The following is a 26100-nucleotide window of genomic DNA, read 5'->3' as shown; positions in this document are numbered from 1 at the left end:
ATGAAAGGGATTAAAGTATTACCATCTGCTGTATTACCGCGAAAAACTTTTAGATAAATCGGTATTCCATTGCTATCAGTTGCCATGCCTACAACAACTTGATCTTCTTTGAACTTACCATCTTTTGAAAAACCCGGTGTTCTTAAACCATCTCTTGAAAATGTCTCAAAATATACAGTTGTTGCATCAAAATAAACCAAATTTTTATTTCTTGTAGTCAGTTCTGCAATTTTATTATTTAAACTATTGACTATTTCAATCTCATTTTCATATAAAACGTCGAGAAGACTATAAAAAGTATCTTTTTTAGACTCAATATCGTTTAAATAATTATCTTTTGTTTCAAAACTTTTAATGATTGAAGTATTTTGTAGGATTCTTGATGCTATTTGGTATTTCAGAAGTTCTTCAAGGTTTTTGTGTTTAGACTTCTTTAAAGAGTTGAATATTTCGAGTTTTTTTATAACATCATAAAAAATATTAATTCCGATGTTTGTAATGAAATTTTTCTCTTTAAGCGAACATAAATGGTCAAGCATTATTTTTTTTATAGTTTTAGGTTCTGTGGTATCACTGATTTCTTTGATTTTTTCTTTAAATATCTCAAGATATCGTTCGTTTATTGCACTTAGTTTAGATTCACTCCCTAAACTAATTACATTTTTTATTCCTTTTGCAAATCCATTGGACTTAACAACTCTACAATATCTTGCTTTTCCGTTTCCCATCATCATAACTATTAATTTTTTCATAGTTTAATTATATCACAAAAATAAAATTATGTTATGTAATGTTATGTATTTTTTTTGTTTAAAAATTTCCCTATGTACTACGTACATAAGGAATTAAAAATATTTTTATTTTGATTATAACTCCGAAACTCAGGAAAAAAATCACTTTAGTCGCAGACAAGTGATTTTTTTATATTATTGTGGAAAACTAATAAAAATGATTATTTTTACTTTTTCTTGTTGTTGATACTATCTCTAACTTGTCCAGTTTTACGGTGGATTAAAACTGAGCCATTACGTTTTTTAGTTAAATCGTTTGCATAAGCAATTGCTTCCTTTTGAGTATCAAATAATTTTGTTGGTCTTGTGTTGCCTACGCCTTTTACTTGTCATTTTCCGTTGTAAGGTGTCACATGGTAAACTGTTGCGAAATCTTTTTCTGCCATCTTTTTATTCCTTTCTGTTTTGATTATACAAAAAAATATAGCTAATTTATATTTAAATGGGCTATATAACATAAAAAAATAATAAAAATGGTTATTATTTTTATTATTAATTGTCCAGACAGTCAATAAGCTTGAGTTATTAATATAAATAAAAAAATAAAAAATGGCCGATGGTGAGGGATTTGAACCCTCGAATGAATTACTCCATTATTTGTTTTCGAGACAAACCTCTTCAGCCACTCGAGCAACCATCGATAGTAATATAATAAATTATTTTTTGCAAAATTAAAACATAATCTAAAAATTGTGGATAACAATGTGAAAATCTCTCAATTAATAACATTAAAATAATGATAATCTTTTCTATTTTTTAAAAAATATAAAATTTAATTATGAAATATCGAAGTGAACTTCTTGAACAATTACCCAAACTTAGAGCTCTTTTTAAACTCGGGGAAATGGAGCAACGAATCATTAAAATGAAAAAAATTCAGTCTAAAACCAATAAAAATGAAGAAGTTGATGATGAAATTGTAATAAGTAACAAAGAAACGCAAATCACCGAAACAGCTAATATACAGCAGAAAAAAGAAAAAAGTAAATTTGAATTAAAGCAAATTGAAAGATACAAATTTGTATTAAATAATAAACATCTTTCTAATGAAGAACTCGCTAAAAATCTTAATATTTGTGTCTCAAGTGTTTATCGTTATAAACGTAAAATGGTTCAGTTAGGTTTCTTAAATATCGATTGTTTTGATAGTGATGCCGTAGTGCATGGAAATCTAGGTGGTTATTTTGGTAGAAAACAAAGAGAAAAACAAAATCCCTGAGGTGATAGTTGCCTCAGCGCAATAAAAGTTTATAGGGAAAGCAGGCGCGAATTTGAAGAAAAAATTAACACCTGATGAGACACTTGACAAAAAGAAAAAGAAGAAAAGAAATGAAAAGAATGAGCTGAATTTACAAAGAACAATAAACAATGTAGGCTGCTCTTTATCAAAGAATATCTAGAAAATAAAAAAATATCAAAAAATGAATTTATTAAGGGTTTCAAATTCTCTGATGAAATTAGTTGCTTAGATGATTTAATAAAAATTTTAATTTTAAATAATGGTAATTGACCTGTGCTACAGCCAAAAAAATTATTGATAAATGAAAATGATTAAATAAAAATACCGAGTTTTATCGGTATTTTTATTTTATTTATTATAGTTGAGAAAGTGATTTGTAAATTTCATCAGCAACATTTTCTGGTGTAGAAGATGAATCGAAACGGTGTAATTTATTAACTTTTTCATAGTGAGATAGCAACGGTTTTGTCTCTTGTAAATACACTTGACTACGTTTCTTAATACTTTCTGGTTGATCATCTTTCCGTGTGATTAATGGTGTTGAACACTGGTCGCAAATTTCACCTTTTTCACTAGGCATAAATTTAATATGGAAGCTATTTTTACAATTTGGGCATTGTCTACGGCCACTTAGACGTTCAAAAATAAGTTCAGGATCTGCATACAATTCAACAACTTCATAATCGAAACCTTCAATTGTATCTAAAAAATTAACTTGCGCAATTGTTCGTGGGTAGCCATCTAAAATAACTTTTTTATCTTCGTTTTGTAATTCGAGTAATTTATTTTTGACAATCTCGTTTGTAATATCATCAGTTACATAGCCTCCGCTTTCAACAATTTGTGCAACCTTAAGACCTAAAACCGATTGCTTTTTAATTTCTTCGCGGAATATATTCCCTGTAGATAGGTGAACTAAATTGTATTTTTGAGCAACTACAGCAGCAATGGTCCCCTTTCCGACACCTGGAGGCCCCATAAAAACTAAATTTAATTTAAGATTTTCTATCATAATAAACCCTCTCCTGAATTGTTATTCTCTTTTACTTTTTTGCCTGTAGCATAGGCTTCCTTGTTTCTTTTAATTTGTTCAGAAACTTGTAAAGAAAGTTGTTTTTGTCTCGATAATCTTGTAGTTTTACGACGAGCTTGATATTGTTGAATAGTTTCAAGAGCAACAGAAACAAAAATCATTATACTTGTGCCACCAAATGAAATAACTTGAGGTCAAGCTAATAAAATAATTTGTAAGTATTGAACTATACTTAAAATAACTAAGTAAATACCACTGAAGGCACTTAAACGAATAATAATACCGAATAAGTAATCTTCAGTTTGTTCTCCTGGTTGTAAGCCTGGGATAAATGTACTGTTTTTAGCAAAATCTTCACTAATACGGTCTAATTTAGACTGCTGTATACCAAATAAAAAGCTAAAGAAGAATGTGATAACAACCATCAATGATAAGCCGAGTGGTTTAGTGAATTGTAAATTCTCATTAACTCACGCTTTTCCTAGGTTACCATCAGGTATGAGACGAACAATCATAATAGGAAAACTAACAACCATTGATGCAAAAATTATAGGCATAATTCCGCCAGGGTTAAGCTTAATTGGTAATCTTCCCATTTCATGAATATTTCTTGAACGGCCAACGCCTGTTTGTTGGATCGGCACATGTCTTTCAGAGTTATAAACAAGAGCAACGATAAATATAAGTGCTAAAAAGCTAAATAAGTAGGCTAAAAATTTAATAATTCCTATGAATAATTCAGAACTGTTTGTGTCACTAATAAAGTAACTAATTGCATTTTTAAATTGACTTGGTAATGAAAAGGCTATACCGATAAAAATTATTAAACTTGTTCCATTACCTACACCTTTATTGGTTACAGTTTCTGCAATAAAAAGTGAAAATAGAGATCCAGCAACTAAAATCATTGGTAAGAAAAAGAATTTAGTTGTATTTAGTCAAGCTTTTGAACCTTCTGCATCGGCATATGCTGGAACAATGCTAATGAAAGGATTATCTCCGCTAGCTAGAGATTGAGAAAGCAAAATAGCTTGCGGGAAGGCAATAATAAGCGTTAATATTCTTGTTATTATGTTTAATTTTCTTCTACCTAAAGGCCCAGATTGAGTCAATTTATAAAAAGGTGGAAAAATTCTTGATTGTAAAACCGACATTATTAATGAGGCATTAATAAAAGGACTTATGCCCAGTGCAACTAAGCTAAAACTTCTTAATCCCCCACCACCAATTAAGTTAAGTGTGCTTAAAAATGAATCTTCATCAATCAAAGTATTATTGGCGATTTTAATAAAAGGACTTTTTATAGTTGTGGCCGTCACATAGATGGCTAGAAGCAATAAAGTAAACAATGTTTTCTTTAATAAGTCTTTTGATGACCAAAAATTATTTCAACCATTTCTAAATGAGTATCATCAACGACTAAAAAATAAAGATATTTTGTTGCTTTTGTTTTTCATAGGTCTCCTAATTTCCATATTATATATTAATTTTATTTACTTAGACTTAATTAATAATATTTATTAGCAAAGTTAATTATTTGATTAATTTGAAGTTTAACTAAATATATTATGTTTTAAATTGATTATATTTGCATATTAAAAGCAACAAAATTAACATTGATTTGTATAAAAATGCTGTAAATAAGTACTTTTAGTAAAATTTAAATGTTATAAATATCCAATTAATGTTTTGACGGCATTTATAAGGAACAAATATATATAATTATGATTAGTATAAATAGGAACAAAATAACCAAAAAATTGTACTAATAGCAATAATAACCATTATTTTTATTGGTTTAGGCAGTTGTTAAAATAAGCGTCAACACATAACATAATTAAGATATTTATTGATTAAAAAATATAGATTTTTAAATTAATAAAATGATTTAGATTTAATTTAAGCAGACGAAACCGCAAAAAATGAAATAAAATAAAATATGAAAATGACAATAAATTAGCCTATTCGATATTCAAATTGGAAAAAAGTTAATAAAATAGTAAAAAAACATATTATTTATTAAACTTTTTTTATTTTCATATAAAATATCTATTACGATGTAAATAAAGGGGATTAATCATGGAAGATATTTTAAAAATAGCATCTTCAATAGCTAAACATTATAGGAATACATATAATGAGCAAATAAGTGAAAAGAAAATTCACAGACTTATATATTTTGCGGTTATTGAATATGCACAAAAATATAACAAATTATTAACATCTGCAACTTTTGATGCTTGAGATTTTGGCCCAATTTCAGCAGAAGTTAGTCGTTATTTTGGTAAAAACAAAGAAGGATTACCTGAAGATGTTACTCTTTCTAAAGATAAAGAAGAAATAATCACAGATGTAGTTAAAAAACACGGTTCAAAACTTGTTTGAGAATTAATTGTAGATGTTCGTAAATTTGACTCATACCTTAAAGCTTGAAAAAAAGCTGAGGAACTTCAAAAAAGACAAGTAAAAATTGAAAATGAAGATATTTTAAGCGAAAAACACACCGCTTAAACTATAGAAATTTTCTAAAAACCCTGTATAGCAGTGAAAAAAATTTATTTAATCGAATCAAAAAAAATGCCCCAGGGGCATTTTTTTATCAAATTTTTACTCTTTCTTTATCAGAAATATACATAGGATCATTTTCATTTATTTCATAAAAGTCGATAAATTCTTTAATATTAGCCGCTTGAATGTTTGCTCTTAATTCCGCTGGAGCATGTACATCAGTTTTTAAAAGCATTTGACTATATTCTTTTGTAGATTTTTTTCTTCATGCGGTTGCTCAAGCTTTGAAAAAATCATCAGTGTTGAAGTCTTTTTCTTTTTTTGCTGCTTCTAAGGCACAAATTAGTCCGCCACAATCAGCAATATTTTCACTTACTGTTAAACGTCCGTCGCATTGACCAAATTCAATTGATCTTTTATCAAACAACTTAACCATTGCTTCAGTTTTTAACTCAAACTGTTCAAAATCAGCTTTATTTCATCACATTTTTAAGTTACCGTTTTCATCAAAATTTGCTCCGTTATTGTCGAAAGCGTGAGAAATTTCATGCGCGATAACAGCACCAATTGCACCGTAGTTAGCTGATAAAGATTGTTTTTTAGAGTAAAATGGATAATCCAAAATACCAGCTGGAAAAACAATATGATTCATCATTGGGTGGAAGTATGCATTTACAATAAATGAAGACATCGATCAATAATTTTTGTTAACTGGTTCTAAATAATTCGATAAATTAAATTTATTTCTAGCTTCATTTACTTTTAAAGTTGCAGTTATTAAGTTTTCGCCGTCTTCTTTAGATCCGATTTTTATATCATTATAGTAGCTTCTTATTTCATCGGGATAGCCAATGTGAACACCTAGTTTAGATAATTTTGAAATTGCTTTTTCACTTGTTGATTTTGATAATCATTCATTATTGGCTAAACGATTTTGATAAACTTTTATCATATTTAGCACCATTTTTTTTACTTTATTTTTTGATGTTTCTCCGAAGAATTTTTTACCATAATAAACACTAATAGGGTCAGCAAAAACTGCTCCGACTAATTTGATTACATCTCTTTCTTTAGAAGATGCTTTTTTAATTCCTTGCAAGGTACGATTAAATAGAGTTGCTTTGATTCTAGTCTTATTATCTAATAAAATTGAATTTTTCTCAACAGTTCTAACAATAGTTCAAGCCTTTAATTTTGAAAATACACTTTCTTTATAAAGGTGATTAAATTTTTTGCAATTATCTGGATGCGTAAAAACAACTTCATCAACAGGTTTGTTAACTAATGCCTTTAATAGCTGTTCTACAGGCATATTAGTCAAACGAGAAATAACTTTATTTAGTTTTAAAGGATGATAAAGTTCAAAATATTTTGCTTTTTCTAATGATGAAAGAGAAAGTGAAGCAATCAATTTATCATAAGCTAATGCATCGGTAATTAATTTACTTCTAACTTTACTTTCTTCAAAATAAGGTTTTAAAAGTGCATTCATCATTGTACGATAAACTGCTAAAAGTTTTTTACTTTTTTCTTTGCTTGCCTCTTCATAATATCCTTTATTTGGCAAGATAGTTGAAGCAACATCCATTCATAGTACTTGTTTAGACGAATCAACAAAAGATTGTTCTACTTCGATTTGTAGCGGAGAGTGGATTCCTTTTAAGATTGCTGATTGAATGTAATTAAAGTACTGATCATAATCATTAATTTTTACTAAATCATCAACTAAAAATTGTAATGGTTTTGTACCTAATTTGTCTCTAAAATCATAGTCTGACGCTAGTTTTAGGTATTTTCCTGCCGCAACCAAATCATTAGATAATTTCTTTTTCATATCTAAATCATTTTTAAGAGATTTTAATGCCTTCTTTAGTTTCTTTTCATTATTTAATCATAATTCATAAAAAGCTCCTGTAGATGGAACATCTGAAGGAATAGTGGCATTATCCAATCATTCTTTATTTACAGCTTTAAAAAAATTCTTTTTAAGTTCTTCTTTTAAATTAAATTTTTCCATATTTTCCTCTCAAATTAATATACTTTAGGCAATTGACTAAGCATATAAATGCAGGCTGTTTCAGCCCTTAGAATTGTTTTACCTAATGATACTATTTTAGCCTTTTTATTGGTAATTTCGATTATTTTATTGACTTCATCAATTGAAAAGCCACCTTCTGGTCCAACAATGATAATTAAATTTTTTGGATCTATTTTAATTTCTTCATTTTTTGAAGCTTGTTCATAAGCTAAAAAAACATCATAATTTAAATCATAATATCTTTTTACAACATTTTCCAAATGATCATGTTTTTCTAATAGTGGCACATAGTTTCGAAATGATTGCTGAGAAGCATTTAAAATTATCTCATTAAAGCGATCATATTTTTTTGTAAATTGTTGTTCAAGCTCTTTCCAATTAGTGAATTTGCTTATAAAAGGAACAATTTTTTTTACTCCTAATTCTGTTGCTTTTTGTATTAATCATTCAAACCGTTTTAAATCTATTATTGGTGCTAATAGCACTGTATCATAGGCAAATTCATTATTTATATCTAATTTTTTTATAATATTTGCAAATTCATAATTTTCACTAAGTTTACATTCATAATAAATACCTAAGTGATTAATCAAAAATGACTCTTTTTTTATTCTTACACTTTTAATGTGCTTTTTAGTATCTTCATCTAAAATGAACTTGTTTCCGCTTTTATTTTCAACAAAAAATCTATGCATAGAATAATTATAATATAACTAGCTTTTTAATAATCCTTTTATGTGCAATATAATAAAAAATAGGTAAAACCTATTTAATTATTAGCTAATTCCTCATCTGTTGGCATTGATAAATTTGAACCAATGTATGAGAAGATCTCAGGGTTTTGTTTAATGAATTTACCTTCTAAAATTCTAATAACACTTTCAACTGTATCTTTTAGAGGCACAAAAATTCCTTTTGATTTAGTAAAGTGTTCAGTCATGAAGAAGTTTTGAGTGAAAAAGTTTTCAAGTTGTAAGGCTTTTTTAACAATAATTTTATTGTCCTCATCAAGCTCATCAAAACCTAAAATTAAGATAATATCTTCTAAGTCTCTGTACGCTTTTAAAATTCTTTTTGCTTCTAAAATAGCCTCATAATGCCTTTTTCCGATAATTTTTTCATCAACGGAGTTAGAAGATGAAGCTAATGGTTCAAAAGCTGGATAAATCCCTTTAGCGGTTTGTTCGCGTGATAAAACTAAGTTACCATCTAAGTGGTTGAAAACTGCAACAGCAGACGGATCTGAAAGATCATCCATTGGCAAGAATACGGTTTCAAAAGCTGTAATTGAGCCATTTTCATTTTTGTAGATGCGTTCTTGAATATTAGCAATATCACTTTCTAGTGTTGATTGGTAGCCACCAACAGAAGGTTTTTTTCCAAGTGATGCACTAACTTCGTTTTCAGCTTGAACATAACGGTACATATTATCAATAAATAATAAAACATCTTCCTTATCTTTATCTCGAAGATATTCAGCAGCCGTAACACCTAAAGGAACTATTGAACTTCTAGCACCTGGGAACTCATTCATTTTTGAGACAAACATAATTGAGTTTTCCATTAAATTTGAATCTTTTAGCTCATCGTAAAGCTCAATGGCTTCTCTTGACCGTTCACCAGCGCCAATGAAGATATTAGAGGTTTTAGCTGAGTTTTTATTAACGTTAAAGATAATTTCTTTCATTAAAACAGTTTTTCCTACACCAGCCCCACCAAAAATACCTAATTTTGAACCTTTTAAAATTGGCATAAAGAAGTCAATAGCCTTAATTCCTGTTTGCACAATTTCAGGAATAGAATTATTGAATCTTGAAGTTTTAGGCATACCATTCATCTCGATATAATTGAGATTTCTATCAATGTTTAATAGAGCATCGCCATAAACATTATAAATATTATTTTTTGAACTTTGGCCAACTGGGACTTTTAATGAAAAGTTAGTTTTATTTAACTCATCCGTTAATGCAATAGGTTTAAGAGCATAAACAACAACGGCTAAAACCGTTTCTTCATCAACAATTCTTTTGACCATCAATGAACTTTTACCTTCATGTAGCGTAATAATTTCATTTAATTTTGGAAGTTGTCTATCGGTAAATTTTAGTTCAATAACATCATCTATAATACTAGTTATTTTAATCATTATTTACCTCCTAATTTATTATCAATAATTGTTCAAAAGTCCTGTGCTATAGGTAAAAAAGGCGATTTGTAGTTAATGTCTCAACCTAAATTATAACGATCTGAAAATTGGGTTAAAGCATATGCAAAATAGTTTTTCATGATTTCATCATCATAATCTTTTCCACTTTTCATTAACTCAAAAGCTTTATTAGCCTCTTCATATTTGTTGATAAATAAATCAATAAATTTAAAGGCTAATTGGTCATTTTTAACACCTTGAAGTAAATTTCATGAAGCTAATTTAGCCATAAAAATCATTAAGTGAGTCGAATATAAGTTATAGCCAACTTGGTTGAACATTTTTTCAATAGCTTTACCTTTGCTTAATAAAATTGAAGTTTCTTTATTGAAATCGTAGTCAATCATAGCAAGCTTTAAATGTTTTTTGTATGAACGGTAAATCTTACCAATTTCTCCCGCAACCTTAGTAATTGAACGATTTTGGACAGATGAGCCTGTACGCGAAACTGATAAATCAAGGTTAATTGCAGGCAATTTACCTTGAGCAAATAAATCAGCGCTAGTTACAATTTGACCATCAGTAATTGAAATAATATTTGAGCTTATTAAACTCGCAATATCGCCATCAACAGTTTGCAAAATAGGTAGCGCAGTTATTGTTTTTCTATTTAAAAAGCTTCCTGACCGTTCCAATAATGATGAATGCGAGAAGAATACATTTGAAGGCATCGCTTCTTTTCCGACTGGTTTATCAGTTAATAAAGCAATTTCACGAATAATATTAGCATGCTTTGTTAAATCATCGAAAATAATTAAAACATCATTAATATGCGAAATATTTTCAGCGTGAGCCATACCAATATATGGAGCTAAAAATTGATCATAAACACTATTAGCTGGTGCATCAATAATTATTGTATTAGCTAATGCATTATTTTCTTTTAGATCATTATAAACTCTAGTAATTGTTTCTTTTTTCTGTCCAATAGCTACATAAATGCATTTTGTGCCATTATTTGCTTGGTTAATAATTGCATTTAATGCAATGTGGGTTTTACCTGTTTGGCGGTCGCCAATAATTAACTCACGTTGGCCTTTACCAATTGGTATTAATAAGTCAATAGCATTAATTCCGGTATAAAGTTGCTTGTCTAGCCTTTTAACAGACATTAAATTATGTGCTAAATTGAAGATTGGATAATTATTTGGATAAACTTTATTAGGCTGTTCAACGTTTTCAGGATAAATCAATTCGCCAGAAATATTGATTATGTGACCAAAATACTTGGTATATGTGACAAGTTTATCTTCTTTATCATTTAAAATTACTCTATCATTAATTTTTACCTTTTCTGGCTTATTTACAAGTAAAAAAGCAGAATTTTCATTAGCTGAAATTAAGATAAATTCAACATTTTTGTCTCTTTCCAAGCAAAAATGTTGGCGTTGTTTATAATCAAATTGGCCATCAACTTTGATAATATAATCAAAGATAGCGCTTACTTGTGGATTGTTATAATTCATTTTTTCCTTTCTAAATAGTTGCTAATAGAACTACAACAACTCCGACAGATAAAATTAATAAAGTAAGGGGAATTGCGGTAGAAAACGTTACAATTAATTTTTTATTTTTGTGTTTTGATAAGTATATGCCACCTAAAACTATTGTTAAAATCAGTAAAAAGGTCGCAACAGCTATGATTGGATACATAAATTTAGATATTGATTTTAATTCTTCTTTTTGAGCAACTTTAATTATTTTATTAGCTTCATTGTAGGCATCAAGATATTTGTTAATATAAATTTTCTTTGTGCTTTTGTCTTTTTCATCTGTAGCAGGCTTGTTTTCACCTGATTTATTTTGATTATTTAAATTTTCAGAAGAATTCAAATTAGAAACAGTTAATGAAGCTTGATTGCTTCCTGCCCCAGGATTTGGATTATTTTTCTTTTCTTTTAATTGCTTATCATAAGAATCTTCTTCTTTATTAGTTGTGGTGATGTGTCCACCAACTAAAACAGATAATATTACAGTGCTTTTTCTAACATGTTTTAAATAACTTAGGTATTTTTCATATCATCTGTTTAAATCAACTGCAGGAGATATTGATACACCTTGAAGGTTTTGAGTGCTTCTATTTGTGTATCTTACTAATCTTTCTAAAACATCTATATCTAGCTTGTTTAAGTTAAAATTAGGCTGTATAAAATCTTTTCTATTTGCTTTAGAAGCTTTAGCTAAACGGTTTACAATCCCTCGAGCAGAATCCGTGTGTGCATTAACCATATAATTAAAGTATGAAAAATTATTAATTTTTGAAAATGTTAAAGCATATAGAAATTCATAACGGATTTGGTCATTTGATTCATTAATGATGCGCTTATTTGCTTCACTATCTATATTTGACGTGTTAATTTCAGATGAAAATTTTTTAATTAATTCTCTCTGAATATTTTTAAACTCATTTTTATTGAAATTATGTTTTGCAACTTCATTATTTACACCAGAAGGGAATTTAATTTCAGTTCCTTCAGTAATTTTAATCGCTAAATCAACCATTGATGATAAAGAAATAGCGAGAGCTCTATTATTTAGCTGATTGTAATTAATTTTATCATCAAGTAATAAGGCATCATAAAACTTGTTAAATGTTGCTTTTATTTCTTGAATTTGGTTATAGTAAATAAGTGATTGAGCCGCTTTGTTTTTATCATTTGAAAAAAATTTATTATTAACAGCAATTAAGTATGTTCTTTTGCTTATTTTTCCACTTCTTGAAGGTACGCGGTCATTAATTTCTACATAAGCTTTTAATAGTTCCTCGCCATTTTTGTCTTTATCAACTTCAAGCTTACGAACAAAATATTTAATTCTGGTGTTAATTGGGTTATTAAAGAAGAAAAACTTTTCACTTGCTTTTTTAAGAACATCAGCTTCCTTCGAATCGTTTATTTCATTATCAAATAAAAGCTTTATTTCTTCGTGTGAATAATTAACAAATTCGGGCTTAACAAATGGACTAAGTGGAGGAAGCGATTCGACAACAGTATTAATATCAATTGGCTCGGTATCAACTTCATTAGAATCTCCAGGAGGAGTTAAAGGTGGTGGAGCTATTTCATCTAAATTTGGTTCTTGCTCTTCGTTTTCAGGTTGTTTTTCAATTTCTTCAATTTTAACATTATTATTTTCTTCTAAATCAAACTCAATGAAACGTGGCTTGATTTTATTTAAGAAATATGAATCAAAATCCTTATTTTTTTCAATTCATTTTTGTGTAAATTGAGTTTTAATTGTCGAATCATCAGTATAAACTAATTCTATATCTTCTTTAAACTTAAAAATATCTTCCTTTGGGTTTATGATGCTTAGAATTTTTTCATCTAATCTTGCATAATATCCTTCTAAAAATTTTGTAAATTCATCATTTGTGATTACATTTTTAAGTTTTTTTGAATTTTCAAGTTTATCAACATTTAAGAGCTTTTTATATTCTTTTAATTTTGCATCATATTCAGCATGGTTTTCACCATTAGGCGTACCAAATTTAACATTACTATAAAGCTTATCACCATATTTAACTTCACCTTCTTCAAGTTCTTTGTTGCGTGATAAAGTAAAAGGGGTCATTAACACAAAGTTGTATTTAAGAGGATTTTTAATAATATTATCTTTATTTTTGGTTAAAAAGTTAAGTAGTTGTTGGCGGTAGAATAATTCCGCTAAGTTATCACCATTAACTTCAGCCTCTTTTAATTCAGTTATTCTTTTTGTATTAATATTTATTAATTTATCAAGAATTGTTTTAATTGAATTCTCATATGCTGCATCTGCTCTAGTTTTAAATGAGTTAAATAATTCACTAATTTGTTTTTCTTTTTTATCTGTATGTGGATTATTTTGGTCACCATCTAATCTCTTATTAGATGCACTAATTGATAATGGAGCCAACAATAATGATGAAGATATAGTGCTTGTTAAAATAAATTTTTTTAATTTTCTACTCATCATAGCTCCTTTCAACTAGTTTTAATGTTGCAATTAAATCTTCTTTGTATCAGAAGGCTTTTTTTAATGAAATTTCTGCCGCGTCTTGCGGAGAAAAATTAATATACTCACGTGCATTTAAACGTTTAATTTCTTGATCAATATGTTTATAATTTGTCTTTTTTACAGGCTTATTGGCATCAAAAGCATAGAAAATTGGTTTATCATGTAAATGAATATCAGCCTTATCTTTAAAAATATAAATTTGTGAGTTTTCAACAAAAATATATTTATTATCTGCAAAATTTTCAGACGCAATTTTAATTAAATTCAACTTTAAGGCAGCAGCTAAATTAGGTTTAAGTTCAACAAAAACAGCCTCTTCAATATCATAAACATAAAGCTCAATATTACTTATATTAATAACTTTATCGAAATCATAGTGAATGCTTAAATTTAGACGATTAGACATTTTTACCCTCCAAATTTAAGATTGACTTTTTCTTTCTGGTGATAATGTTAATTTCTTCAATTTCTTTTTCTCTTTTTGCTGATAAGATTTTTTTATTTAATTTAGCGATACTTTCTTCAAGTTCTGAATTAATTTTATTTGAAGTAATTAAATCAATTTTAGCTTGGTAAAAGCTACTTTCTATAAATAGAGCTTGAACTGAAAAATAAATAAATTGATCAATTATATTATCATAAAACTCATTAACATTAGGGAAAATTTGCCCCTTAGTTAAATAAGAATGATCAAATTCTTCCTCAAACTTACCAACTAGCTTCTCTAGATTAAAGTTTTTTAGAGGCAAAATCGTGAAATATTGATCGTGGTTTTTATTTGAGTTAAGCACAAAATTAACTTTTTTGTAGCCTCCAATTAAGTAGTACTGCTTAATAAGTTCACAAAAATTATTAATAAATTTTGATGAATTATCTCATGCATCAAAATGCTGGACAACATTAAAATCATTATTTTTGCAAAATTCAATTGCACGATTTCCAATTGTAATAAAGTGCATATTTTTGCTTTTCGCTTCTTTAATTAATGTTTTTTCATAACGCGAATATGAATCCGTTCCATATTTTTGTTCATCGGTTAAGTATACAAATAGTTCTGGATCTTTAACTTTTTTTAATATATTCTTTTTGAAAAAGCCAAATAAAAGACTTAAGTTTCTATCGACTATTTCATTATTAACTTTGTAAGTTTTTTTAATCACAGTAATGATATTTTTACATTCAAAAGCCTTTTTTGAACAGAATTTAAGCTTTTTTGTCATCTTAATTATTTTAATAAGCAAAATGTTTTTATTATTTGATACTCTTTTGTGAATGAAATTTAATTTTTTACGTTTGTCTAATAATTTAACTAGTTGCATTATTGAATATTTAGCTGACTTACATAGTCTTTACTAAATAGCACCTTGATGTTATTAGTTTGATCTGAAACGTAAATAATTAAACCATGGAAAATTTCAACAAATAAACCATTATTAATTAATTCTAAAATGTATTTGTTATAAATAGTTAAAAAATTATTGTATTTTTCCTCTTCATTTATAGCTAGATTAATTGAAGCAATTTGTGATTTTTCACTAGTGTTGATACTTGGTACTAACTTATCTATTGCATAAAAATTATTAATTTCATAACCAAGGATGAAACTTTTAAAAATTAATTGTATTTTATCATTTTGATAAATTGTAAAAGCTGAATTAAATTTTTCCAAAACTGCACTATCATAGCCATTTTGGGAACTAAACAATACTGAAGAAATTAATTTATCATAACTAATAAATTTGTCATTTGAACGTATTTTTTCATAAGCACTAAATTGATTATAAAGTGGAAATAAATCTATTTTTTTATTCTTCATGAGTTACTCCTTGACTATTGATAGTTTGTTTTTTTTCGTAATGGATAATTTTTCCAATGATAACGCAAATCAAAATAATTAAGTATGCCCCATTTGCTATTAAAAAGCTAATAAATGTTAGTGTGATAACTTGCATTAGACTCAATGGAGGGAATAGAGTATAGAATAATCAGTTTTTGCCTTCATTGGTTAAGAATAACTGATTTACTCCACTAACGGCTAATTGTAAACCTAAAATCATTAAGCATCCAATCATGAAAAACGTTGCTTGGAAACTTATTTTCTTAACTTTTAAGTAAAAAATTCAATCACTTAGAGCAATAAATAATGCACAAAAAGCTAATATAATAATGTTAATTGTTGTATCCTTATTAAATAAAGTAATAAAGAAGTAAGTACTAATTAATAAAAAGTTTTCTAAAATCAAAGTTATAAAAGCTAAATTATTTTTACGATAATCATTTTTAATGAAAAATTGGCTAACAATAAACCCTGCAAAAATAAAAGCCAACAATGCGATTGAAATTAAATAAAACTTACTATTTTTATTTGGTCCGTCCAATAAATTATCTGCATTTGCTTCATAAAATAAAGCCCTAAAGAATCATAAGCAAGTAGCAATGTACATTACAAAGGTTATTTCTAAATAATATTGTAATGAGCTTGCATTAACTCTTTTGTTTACCAAAAGAACTGTAGTATAGATATTATTAGCAAAAATTAATATACCTGCATATGTGAAAATTGCGATTACAATCAAAAGGTTTACGGCTGTTTTGTTAGCAAATAAATTACGAACAAATTCATAAAAATTATTTTTGCCTTGCTCACTAAAAAGTGAATTATTTTTAGCTTGTGATGGTCAATATAAAAAGATGAAAAGGATGGTTGAATAAACTAAAATTTTGGCCACAATGTTAATGATAAAAGGAATACGTGAACGATATAAAATCGGATCGATTTTTTTGCCAATTACAAAACGAAGAATCAAGTCATAAAATCTAATTACAAATAATGGAATTAATATGAAGGTTAAGTTCATTAATTTGTTGGCGTCTTTTTGATAATAACTAAAAAGTAAGATAAAAGAAACCAAAGCATAAAGAGTATAAGCAATAAAAATAGGTAAATAATTTAACAGTAGCAACCTATATCTTTTTAAGTTTGTGTAGTTTACATAAAACACAAAAAGCATTGTTCCAAATAATAATAAGAAACGATAAAGCACTAAAAATGAATTGGTTCTTTGTGCTGTTGCTTCAAATTTGAAAAAGTAAGATATAGATTTATAAGGAAGCATTGACTGAGCTAAAAGCGTTTTTTTAACAAATATTAATGTAATTAATACAGATAAAAATGCTAATGCTAAAGTAATTGTCCTTAAAGAAAAAAGCAAAATGTTTTTGGATGATTTTAATTTTTCATCGACAAAAACATTGTTGTTTTGAATCTCTTTTGTGTACATTTTTTTTCCTAAAATTAGCTGTTTACAGCTACTTTAGTAAATTTATACTCTTCAGGTATTTGACTTAAACCATTTTGGAATAGTCAGGTTTTCATATTTTTACCATTATAAAGTGTTTTTAAGGCTTCACGGTATGAAGCACCAGTTTTTTGATCTTTTCCGCCACCATAAATTAAGTCATACTGAGGTAATTCATAGTATTCATTTTCTTTGAATTTAAAAATTTTATTATAGTCATAACCTTCTGAACGGAATGCTACAGCTAAACCCGCACCAGCTTGATTATTCGCTGTGTGAAAGATAGCTACTAATTCGTTATTTTGATTTCTGATGCTTGTTCCAGATGAACCACCAAAAGGTGCATAGTGTTTTGGTGAGTAATTTAATCCTACACTAACATATTCCTTGCCTTCATAACTAAAGAATTTATCAGCATTTTTAGGTGCACTAATAAAGGCATCAACAATACCCGGCTTATCATTAATTGTTCTATAACCGATACCATATGAAAGTCAGTTTCCATCTTTTTTGTTTTGAATAGAAACCACTGAATCTTTATTGATTCATAATTCATAATTTCATTTTTGGTTTTTTCTTTCTTCTTCATCTGCATATTTATCTCAAACATAATCATAATCAGCACGTGGTCAACCAACAGCATAAAGTGAATCGCCATTAAATTCTTGTTTTGGATTAAGAGGTCTATCAATTTGTGTGTAATTATTTAAATAATCTCGTTTAATGAATTTAGCTTTATCTTTTTCATTTAAATTAGCATAATCATTAGTTATAAGTTTAGCAATTTCACTTCTAGCTTTATTTTTATCTTCTTCAGTTACTGCTTTTTCTAGGTTAACTTGAGCCAATTGAAGTTTGTCAGCTGTAATCTCTGGTGTATTTTGAACTCAGAATGTACTGAAATATTTAAATCCATTTGCATTTTCTTTACCATTTAATTTGCTTAAATCAAGCTCTAGAATAGCAAAATCAGCAAATTCTTGTTTGTTTTCTAAGAATTTTTTGTGACTATCAGCAGCATAATCTTTAGGGTCTTTATTTAGGTAGTCAGTTGCTTTATAAACAATTTTAATTGGGTTATTTTTAGCTTTTTCTTTATCAGTATCTAATTGGAAGCTGAATCTATTAGTTCTAATGTCATAGCCAGTTGAAGCTAAATGTGCTAATTGTCCATCTTCGGCAACTTTAGTGTCATCTTTATCTAATCTACTAATTGAAAAACCTTCAGTTTCATCTGTAAGAGCTTGTGCAACGTGTAGGTTAGTTCCAATATATCATTTAGTTGGGTATTGGCCATTCTTTGCTAATTCATAGTCAAGAATTCAAGCTGTACCAGCTGTTGTTATAGTTTTATTTGGAATTCTTTCTTTTTTACCAGTTTTTTCGCTAATGTAATCGTTGTAAGCTGGATTAGCAAATTCAATATGTCAGGTTTGAAGCGCTTGACGTAAATAAATATCATTTAAAATGGTACGTGGATATCCACTAGCTTGAAATTTATTTCTATCTGCTATATCAATTCAGCTTGGTCCAATACCAAATTGTGAAGCTTCGTTAACACTAAAACCTTTAAAGTTTCCGTTTTCATCGAAAATAGGAAGTGAGAAGGTTTTTAAATATCAGTTGTCAAATGAATCTAATTTAGATTCTTTATTTTTAGCATCAAAAGCCTTGCGTGAATTTTGTATTTCGCTATCACTTAATTCTTTTCTGCTTTTTAGTGTGTCGACAGTAATTTCTTCAGGTTTTTTATTTTGAGGATAGCCAATTTGACCTTTAATTGCATTTATGTAATTTTTATTATCATGCTCAAATCTTTTTGATTGATCTCAAGTTAAATATTCCTTTAAAAGACTTTTATTAGTATTATCTTTATTGTGGAGATCATTGAAAAGTTTTGCAGGATCTTCTCCTTTTTTTAAGCCATCTACAGTAATTTTAGAATTAAAAGAAACATTTTCTAAATCTTTATTTTTTTCAACTTGTGCTTTGCTATATCTAACTTCATAGCTAATATTAAGCCTTCCATTATCAATATCTTGTTCTAATTTCTTAGGGATAACAACATATTTATCATTAGCATCACCTTTTAGCTCAAACTGAATATCTTCGATTAATTCAATAGCATGTGCATAAACTCTATCTTTATATTCACGTTCAGTTTTACCATCAATAATAACATCAAATTTAACTTCTTTAAGTTGATTTTCAGCTTCTGTTAAATTAGTTTTAGCGCCTTGATCAGGTTCTTTATTTTCACCACTTTGATCAGGTTCATTTTTTGGCTTATCTGTACATGAAATAGCAACAGCAGGCAAAATTGCTGAAGCACTTAATATTAAAGATAAATTTAAATATTTAATTTTCATCTTCCCTCCTAAATAATACTAATATCATCCTCGGCTAAACTAATTGAATATGATCCATTAGCATAACTTAAATTATTTTTAGTTTGGTCATCACTTGCATATAGTGTTTTATCTGTTAATTCTTCACATCATCTAAATAATGCTTGTAAGTTTCTTAATCCTGAATAATTTAATTTAGTGTTATTTCTTGATGTAATTCTAATTTTCTTAGTATTTCTATCACTGAAAGTGATTTTTGTTTTGGGCATTTGTGGTTGACTTGAGATCATAATTTCAGCAAATTGTGCATCATTAAGATCATCAATATCGATATCAAAGTATTCACCCTCTGAATAAAGTTTTAATCTCTTAAGCTTACGTGTTGTATTGTTTTTTCCTGATCTATCATAGAATTGTAAGCCTTTTAAGCTTCTTAATTTCTTAGTTCTTGATAAATCAAGTCCTAAAGGTCAACTATTGCCACTTTCTTTGTGGTCGGGTTCAAGACCTGGACCAAATCCACCTTGGAAGAATGGTTCATTATTTCTTGTTCAGTAAGCAATTCTTAAACCATCATTAATACGTTCTAAGTTTGTAATATTACCTTTTTCGTCAGCTTTATAATCACCCTCATCGAAGGCTAAAGTATCAACTATTAATCTTGAAGGTGGAATATATCCACCTGAATATCCGCCAGGATAGTTGTAATCAATAGAGTTAATTCATTCAACATTTTTTAAAGCTAATGGATTTACCGATCAACCATCTTCATAAGGAAGTCTGTTGCTCGTTGAATAAAGTCCTAACTCTTTAATATGTTTATTTTCTAACTCAATTAAATCAGAAGTATTATGGCTCGCATAGAATAATTTTAATAATTCAATATTATCTGGTAAGGCTTTTAAAATTTCTTTAAATGATTGTCTGCCTAATTTACCCATATTAATGATTTTATAACCGGTGATTTTTTCGCCTTTAGCTTTAAATTCATTAATGATGCGAACAGTATTGTTGTATGCATCTGCTACTTCGGCATTAATTTCTAAAATAATTCCAGTTTTTGAACCATCTTCTTTCGTTAATTTCTTAATTGTTACACCTCTATCTGGTAGATTATATTTACCTTTATATTGATGTGTAACATTTTCAGTTTTTCAACCTGGGTAAACATCTTTTGTGATGGCATCGCCTGATAAACCGTGTCAACTGTCATAGCCAAAAACTCTTCTTTGTTTGTTATCACGAGTTTGTCTATCAATTGTGCTATTGAATCCAGGAGCAGGTGAGTATGCGTAAGAATCGATTTCACCATTTTCATTAATATATGAGTTGCTTGGGTCAACTGTATAACCTTTTTTAAGCATATCTTGTGCATTTTTACCCAATTTATTAAACTTATTTGGATCTAAATTGGAAATTAATCAAATATTTTTCTTAGCTTTTAACGATTCATGTTTTCTTTTAAGTTCTGCTGCTTCACGGAATTTTTGTCTAATTGGCTCATATCTTTCTTCAGTTTGTTGATTTATAGGTAATTTATGATACTCTACAGATTCTCTATATGCTTCTTCCTCTAATTCTTTATATTTTCTTTCATTTTCTTTAACTTCACGATCAAATTCAGGAATTTTAGTATCGTATTCCTGTTGTGCTCTTTCAACTAAGAACTTTTTAATATGAGGTGAATTTAATAAACGTAAATATCTATGAATATAGTTATCATAGTTATATTTTTCGTTTTCAGTTCCAACTAATAATTGACTTAGTTTTTCTAGTCCTTCTTTAGTGTTCGGATCTAATTCTTTTTCTTTTGTTCAGGTTTTTCATCTAAAGTCATCAAACACTCCGGTATGGCTTCCTTGTTTTGCGCCTTCGATTTGTTTTTTAATTAATTCTTCAGTAACTTCAATTTCAATTACTTCACCAACTGCATTGTTTTGATATTTCTTTTTATTAGTTAAACCTCTTTTAACATCATCTGGATAATCGTGTCTATCTTTAGGTAATTTAACTTTTGCATTAACTTCTGCACCATCAATAATTATTTTTTTATTAACAATATCTTCCTTCTTGTCTTCTGGTTTTTGAGGATTTACAATAGGCTTTTCTGGCTCTTTTTTCTCTTCTTCTTTAGGTTTATCTGGTTCTTTTTTCTCTTCTTCTTTAGGTTTTTCTGGCTCTTTTTTCTCTTCTTCTTTAGGTTTCTCTGGCTCTGGAATAGGATCTGGTTTAATCTCTACATCTGGAGCAGGTTCAGGTTTAGAAGGTTCATCGCTGATAATAGGTGGTTTTGGATTATCAATTGCTTCTTTTAACTTTTTAGCTTCAGCAATAGCTTTAGATAATTTGTCTTCAGAATCAGTAATTTGTTGAGCTGTAGCATCTTGATTTTTTTCAATAATTAAAGCGCTATTATATTCACCTTCAAGAGCTTTTTTGATATTTAAATACTTTGGATCATTTAGCTCATTAATCAAATTCAATGCATCTGCTATAGTTTTAGTTAATTTAGTTCTGTCAACAATTTCTTTTTTATCTTCTTCTTTAGGTTTCTCTGGCTCTTTTTTATCTTCTTCCTTCTTTAACTTATCATCTTTTTGAATCTCAATATCTTTATTAATATCTTCTTTAATTTCGGGCTCTTTTGGAGCTATAACTTCTGGTTGCTTTTTCTCTTTTAATTTATCACTGTCATTGTTGCCCGAAATAGAGTTTGAAATATCAAACTCTCCTCCATCTTTTAGTCTAGGACTATGCGAATTACCGCCTCTATAAGTGATTTTTGATTTGGAATCAGCAATCGAAAAGTAGCTATATGTACCAACACTTGCAGAAAGTGACAAACTAGCCATTGTAGCTAAAGTAAAGATAATTAGTTTACGTTTCTTTTTCATCATTAAACCTACCCTATATATTTTTTTAGCACTATTATATATATATATATATATATTCTTAAAAAATTTTTTAAAATTTACAATAGCATAAAAAAACATACCAGTATATATAATAATGGTATGTTTTATAAATATAGATACTAATATTAAGCTTTATATTTTAATCCTAATGCATGCAACATTGGCACTAAGAAGAAGTTAAATGGTTTATTAAAGTGAGGTAAGAAGAATACATCAGTTAAAGCCATTTCTGGTAATGTTAAGCCTTTTTGAATTGCTAAACCAAATAAGTAAGCAACTTCAGTATGGTTTTCTTTACCTCATGAACCGATTTGGAAACCTAAAATTCTTAAAGTTTTTTTATCATAAACAACTTTAGTTGCTACTTTTTCATATGTAGACATAAATTCACAACGTGAATTATCTTCTCAGTATTCACTTGCAGCTTCAGCAAATCCTGCTTTTTTAGCTACAACTTCAGTTAAACCGGTTGAAGCATATTTGCAACCAAAAACATTTATTGCATTTGTTCCAGCTACACCTGGGAAAGGAACCTTAACTCCAGCAATATTTAAAGCGGCAACAACACCTGTTTTAACAGCATTTGTAGCTAAGGCAACGTGTGCGTATTCACCTGTGACACAGTGTTTTAAGGCAGCTGAATCACCAATTACATAAACATTTTCGTCTGAAATTGATTGTTGGAATTCATTAACTTTAACAGCACCATTAGGTAGTTTTTCAACATCGACTAAAGCATCTGTATTTGGACGGAATCCAACAGACATAATAACTAAATCAGCATCATATTCACCTTTATCAGTAACAACTGATGAAACATGAACACCATCTTTAGATTTAAATTCCATAACTTTTTGCCCAAGAGCTAAAGTTATGCCGTCTTTCACCATATTTTTTTCCATGATTGAAGTAAATTCTTCATCTAAATAGTTAGGAACTACACGGTCTTGTAAGTCAATTAATGTAACTTTTTTGCCTCTTAATTGGTAAGCTTCAACTAATTCAGTACCAATATAACCGCCACCTACAACAACAACATTTTTAATGTTTTTATCATTTGCTTTTTGTACCAAGATTTCAGCGTGTTGGAATAATTTAGATAACATTATGTTTTCTAATTTAGCGCCTGGCAAGTTTGGCTCAATTGGTCAAGTTCCACCAGCATAAACTAATTTGTCATAATTATCTTCGAATTCTTCACCAGTAACTAGGTTTTTAACTGTAACAGTTTTTGCTACACGATTAACTCTAATTACATCGTGTTGAATTTTTAAATTAACTCCATATTCATTTTTTAAAATATCAGGTGATGAGTAAAATAATCCATCTGGTTGCTCCATTGCACCACCAACTCACACAGCAATTCCACATCCTAAAAATGATGTGTTTGTATTACGATCGTAAGCAGTAACCTCTGCAGATGGGTTAACAGTTTTTAAAGTTCTTAAAAAACTTGTTCCTGCGTGGTTCGCGCCAATAACAATAATTTTCATTTTTTTCTCCCTTAATATATTGATAATAAGATATGAGCTCATATTTTATCTTTTATATTATATAATAATGGAACAATTGCCTATTCTCTTTATAAACATATTATATATTTCTAAAATCACTATGGTATAGGCATTTTGGTAAAATATGTATTATTTTAATATTGTTTTTTTTAAATAAAAAATCATTATGAAACCTTTAAAAAATGCAATAATTCTATTTTTATCCACTTTTTTAAGCATTGTTATAAGTTCATAAATATATAAATGAAAGGATTTTACAAATTATGAAAGATAAAAAAGAACTCAACGAATTACATGAAACATTAAATGAAATAACAAAGAAATTTGGCGATGAAGCGATTATGTTTTTAAGCGATGACGATGTTCCTGATAATATTGAAACATTTTCAAGTGGTAGCTATTTATTAAACGAAGCTTTAGGTATTGGTGGATATCCAAAAGGGAGAATAATTGAAATTTTTGGACCTGAAAGTAGTGGCAAAACCACACTTTGTTTGCATGCTATAGCAGAAATCCAAAAAGCTGGTGGTGTTGCTGCATTTATTGATGCCGAGCACTCTTTAGATCCTGTTTATGCAAGAAATGTGGGAGTAGATACTAAAAATTTATTAATGTCGCAACCAGACAGCGGTGAACAAGCAATGCAAATTGTTGATTATTTAGCAAAAGCAGGTACAATTGATTTAATTGTTGTGGATAGTGTTGCAGCTTTAGTTCCAGAAGCTGAATTAAATGGTGAAATGCAAGATAACCAAATCGGCTTACAAGCAAGATTAATGTCTAAAGCATTAAGAAAAATTACTGGAAGTTTAAATAAAAATAAAACAACTATTATTTTTGTGAACCAAATTAGAGAAAAAATTGGCGTGATGTTCGGCAACCCTGAAACCACACCTGGAGGGCGCGCTTTAAAATTCTACTCATCAATAAGAATTGAAGTTAGAAAATCAACATCAATTGTCGAAGGCAGAGATATTACTGGCAATGAGTTAAAAATTAAAGTTGTTAAAAATAAATTAGCTGCACCATTTAAATCATTAACTACTGATATTATTTTTGGTTATGGAATTGACAATGTCGGTGAATTAATAGAATTAGCAGTTCAAAAAGGTGTGATTGATAAAAAAGGAGCTTGATATTCATACAAAGGCAACAATATTGCCCAAGGTAAAAAAACACTTCGCGATTTATTAATTAATAATCCAGAACTAAAACAAGAAATAGAAGATATGCTTTTTTAAAATAAAATGTGTCTAAAAGTAGTGTAATACAGTCTTTTTAGACACATTTTTATATAAAAAAGAGGCAGATGCCTCTTTTTATTATTTTTGTTTTTTAGCAAGTCTTTGGTTGAATTTATCAATCATACCTGTTGCTTTAGTTTTAGTTTTGTCACCAGTATAAACTACGTGGCATCCTGAACAAACGTCTACTGAAAATGATTTTTTAGTTGATTTGAAAGTAAATTCCTTTGAGCATGTTGAACACATTGTTTTAACTTCATAGTAAGCTGGGTGAATATCTTTTTTCATATTTAAATCTGCACTTTCTTAACTATTTTGAGTAGAACTCAACAACTAAGTTGTCTTTAATTGTTGGAAGGAATTCGTTTCTTTCTGGTAAACGATCAATTGTTGCGCTAAAGTCTTTTAATGTAATTCATTTTGCAGTTGTTTTAGCTTCTAATTGAGCTGTAATTTGAACATTTTTACGTGATTTTTCTTTTAATGTAATTACTGAGCCAACAGGAATAATCATCGAAGGGATGTCGGCTTTGTGGCCATTTAATGTAAAGTGTCCGTGAGTAACTAATTGACGTGCTTGACGACGTGTACTTGCGAAGCCTGCTCTATAAACTAAGTTGTCTAAACGGCTTTCTAAAAGTTGTAATAGGTTTGTACCCAAAACACCTTTCATTTTTGAAGCACGAGCAAAGAATTTTGCTAATTGTTTTTCCGTTAAACCGTAAAGGTATCTAACTTTTTGTTTTTCGTATAGGTGTAGTCCGTAATCTGAAAGTTTTACTCTCTTGTTGCCGTGTTGGCCAGGCGCGTATGTTCTTTTACGACCTTTTGAGAACTCTTTTTCAGTTTCAAGGATTGAAAAACCATAACGACGTGATTTTTTAAACACTGGATCAGTGTATCTCATAATGTTTCTCCTTAAAAATTAATCGCATAAAACATTATGGAGCAACTCTATTTTGTTAATT

The 26100-nt window shown here is 28.6% G+C and carries 21 protein-coding genes and 1 tRNA gene; 3 read left to right on the top strand and 19 right to left on the bottom strand.

Annotated features, from left to right (window positions below; translation table 4 throughout):
* From T385_RS03770 to T385_RS0100770, 3 genes are all read right to left on the bottom strand, one after another.
* A partial coding sequence (locus T385_RS03770; RefSeq protein ID WP_456298984.1) for an IS1634 family transposase occupies nucleotides 1-752 on the bottom strand: 752 nt, incomplete at its 3' end.
* Nucleotides 753-958: 206 nt separating this feature from the next.
* On the bottom strand, nucleotides 959-1177 hold the full coding sequence (locus T385_RS0100775) for a DUF2188 domain-containing protein (RefSeq protein WP_029905622.1): 219 nt from the start codon (nucleotides 1175-1177) through the stop codon (nucleotides 959-961).
* A 164-nt stretch (nucleotides 1178-1341) separates the two neighbouring features.
* A tRNA-Ser gene (locus tag T385_RS0100770) sits at nucleotides 1342-1431 on the bottom strand.
* A 138-nt stretch (nucleotides 1432-1569) separates the two neighbouring features.
* Between T385_RS0100770 and T385_RS0100765 the strand changes: the two genes are divergently transcribed.
* Nucleotides 1570-2346, top strand: a complete 777-nt coding sequence (locus tag T385_RS0100765) for a hypothetical protein (protein ID WP_156953937.1) — start codon at nucleotides 1570-1572, stop codon at nucleotides 2344-2346.
* A 40-nt stretch (nucleotides 2347-2386) separates the two neighbouring features.
* Here the strand turns inward: T385_RS0100765 and T385_RS0100760 are convergent, their stop codons facing one another.
* Nucleotides 2387-3043, bottom strand: a complete 657-nt coding sequence (locus tag T385_RS0100760; RefSeq protein WP_029905612.1) for an adenylate kinase family protein — start codon at nucleotides 3041-3043, stop codon at nucleotides 2387-2389.
* On the bottom strand, nucleotides 3037-4521 hold the full coding sequence (gene secY, locus T385_RS0100755) for a preprotein translocase subunit SecY (RefSeq protein WP_036450669.1): 1485 nt from the start codon (nucleotides 4519-4521) through the stop codon (nucleotides 3037-3039). The genes T385_RS0100760 and secY overlap by 7 nt, the downstream gene beginning before the upstream one ends.
* 622 nt (nucleotides 4522-5143) lie before the next feature.
* Here secY and T385_RS0100750 point away from each other — a divergent pair.
* The gene (locus T385_RS0100750; protein WP_029905608.1) at nucleotides 5144-5575 is read left to right on the top strand and encodes a type II toxin-antitoxin system antitoxin SocA domain-containing protein; all 432 of its coding nucleotides are present in this window, start codon (nucleotides 5144-5146) and stop codon (nucleotides 5573-5575) included.
* An 85-nt stretch (nucleotides 5576-5660) separates the two neighbouring features.
* Here T385_RS0100750 and T385_RS0100745 read toward each other — a convergent pair whose 3' ends face one another.
* From T385_RS0100745 to T385_RS0100685, 12 genes are all read right to left on the bottom strand, one after another.
* Nucleotides 5661-7589 carry a M13 family metallopeptidase gene (locus T385_RS0100745; RefSeq protein ID WP_051677939.1) on the bottom strand — a complete coding sequence of 643 codons (1929 nt, stop codon included), beginning with the start codon at nucleotides 7587-7589 and terminating at the stop codon, nucleotides 5661-5663.
* 14 nt (nucleotides 7590-7603) lie between these two features.
* Complete coding sequence (locus T385_RS0100740; protein ID WP_029905605.1) at nucleotides 7604-8305, bottom strand: 16S rRNA (uracil(1498)-N(3))-methyltransferase; 702 nt, start codon at nucleotides 8303-8305, stop codon at nucleotides 7604-7606.
* 74 nt (nucleotides 8306-8379) lie between these two features.
* Entirely contained in the window at nucleotides 8380-9756 is a 1377-nt protein-coding gene (locus tag T385_RS0100735) for an MSC_0618 family F1-like ATPase beta subunit (RefSeq protein WP_029905604.1), read from the bottom strand.
* Nucleotides 9756-11282, bottom strand: a complete 1527-nt coding sequence (locus T385_RS0100730; protein WP_029905603.1) for an MSC_0619 family F1-like ATPase alpha subunit — start codon at nucleotides 11280-11282, stop codon at nucleotides 9756-9758. The genes T385_RS0100735 and T385_RS0100730 overlap by 1 nt, the downstream gene beginning before the upstream one ends.
* Nucleotides 11283-11292: 10 nt before the next feature.
* A complete protein-coding gene (locus T385_RS0100725) occupies nucleotides 11293-13767 on the bottom strand; it encodes an MSC_0620 family F1-like ATPase-associated subunit (protein WP_029905602.1) in 2475 nt (824 codons plus the stop codon).
* A complete protein-coding gene (locus tag T385_RS0100720; RefSeq protein WP_029905601.1) occupies nucleotides 13760-14218 on the bottom strand; it encodes an MSC_0621 family F1-like ATPase epsilon subunit in 459 nt (152 codons plus the stop codon). Before T385_RS0100720 ends, T385_RS0100725 begins: the two co-directional genes overlap by 8 nt.
* Nucleotides 14211-15131, bottom strand: a complete 921-nt coding sequence (locus T385_RS0100715; protein ID WP_029905600.1) for an MSC_0622 family F1-like ATPase gamma subunit — start codon at nucleotides 15129-15131, stop codon at nucleotides 14211-14213. Before T385_RS0100715 ends, T385_RS0100720 begins: the two co-directional genes overlap by 8 nt.
* Nucleotides 15131-15628 carry an MSC_0623 family F1-like ATPase-associated protein gene (locus tag T385_RS0100710; protein WP_029905599.1) on the bottom strand — a complete coding sequence of 166 codons (498 nt, stop codon included), beginning with the start codon at nucleotides 15626-15628 and terminating at the stop codon, nucleotides 15131-15133. Before T385_RS0100710 ends, T385_RS0100715 begins: the two co-directional genes overlap by 1 nt.
* Nucleotides 15618-17093 carry an MSC_0624 family F1-like ATPase-associated membrane protein gene (locus T385_RS0100705; RefSeq protein ID WP_029905597.1) on the bottom strand — a complete coding sequence of 492 codons (1476 nt, stop codon included), beginning with the start codon at nucleotides 17091-17093 and terminating at the stop codon, nucleotides 15618-15620. The genes T385_RS0100710 and T385_RS0100705 overlap by 11 nt, the downstream gene beginning before the upstream one ends.
* A gap of 14 nt (nucleotides 17094-17107) precedes the next feature.
* Nucleotides 17108-19480, bottom strand: coding sequence for an Ig-specific serine endopeptidase MIP (gene mip / locus T385_RS0100700; RefSeq protein WP_029905595.1), 2373 nt, complete (start codon nucleotides 19478-19480; stop codon nucleotides 17108-17110).
* Between the two features lie 8 nt (nucleotides 19481-19488).
* Complete coding sequence (locus T385_RS03460; RefSeq protein WP_169736956.1) at nucleotides 19489-22356, bottom strand: putative immunoglobulin-blocking virulence protein; 2868 nt, start codon at nucleotides 22354-22356, stop codon at nucleotides 19489-19491.
* Between the two features lie 143 nt (nucleotides 22357-22499).
* Nucleotides 22500-23867 carry an FAD-dependent oxidoreductase gene (locus T385_RS0100685; protein WP_029905594.1) on the bottom strand — a complete coding sequence of 456 codons (1368 nt, stop codon included), beginning with the start codon at nucleotides 23865-23867 and terminating at the stop codon, nucleotides 22500-22502.
* A gap of 284 nt (nucleotides 23868-24151) precedes the next feature.
* On the opposite strand from T385_RS0100685, the gene recA reads away from it, so the two are divergent.
* Nucleotides 24152-25129 (top strand): recombinase RecA, encoded by a 978-nt coding sequence (recA, locus tag T385_RS0100680; protein ID WP_029905593.1) that lies wholly within the window; start codon nucleotides 24152-24154, stop codon nucleotides 25127-25129.
* Between the two features lie 81 nt (nucleotides 25130-25210).
* On the opposite strand, the gene rpmE is transcribed toward recA, so the two are convergent.
* Together rpmE and rpsD are read right to left on the bottom strand one after the other, a co-directional pair.
* On the bottom strand, nucleotides 25211-25420 hold the full coding sequence (gene rpmE / locus T385_RS0100675) for a 50S ribosomal protein L31 (RefSeq protein ID WP_029905592.1): 210 nt from the start codon (nucleotides 25418-25420) through the stop codon (nucleotides 25211-25213).
* Between the two features lie 22 nt (nucleotides 25421-25442).
* On the bottom strand, nucleotides 25443-26042 hold the full coding sequence (gene rpsD / locus T385_RS0100670; RefSeq protein ID WP_029905591.1) for a 30S ribosomal protein S4: 600 nt from the start codon (nucleotides 26040-26042) through the stop codon (nucleotides 25443-25445).
* Nucleotides 26043-26100: the final 58 nt, after the last annotated feature.

It is taken from the genome of Mycoplasmopsis opalescens ATCC 27921 (assembly GCF_000712185.1).
In the GTDB taxonomy this organism is placed as follows: domain Bacteria; phylum Bacillota_I; class Bacilli_A; order Mycoplasmatales; family Metamycoplasmataceae; genus Mycoplasmopsis; species Mycoplasmopsis opalescens.
The sequence above is the reverse complement of the archived record's forward strand: the minus strand, read 5'-3'. Positions and strand labels throughout refer to the sequence as shown.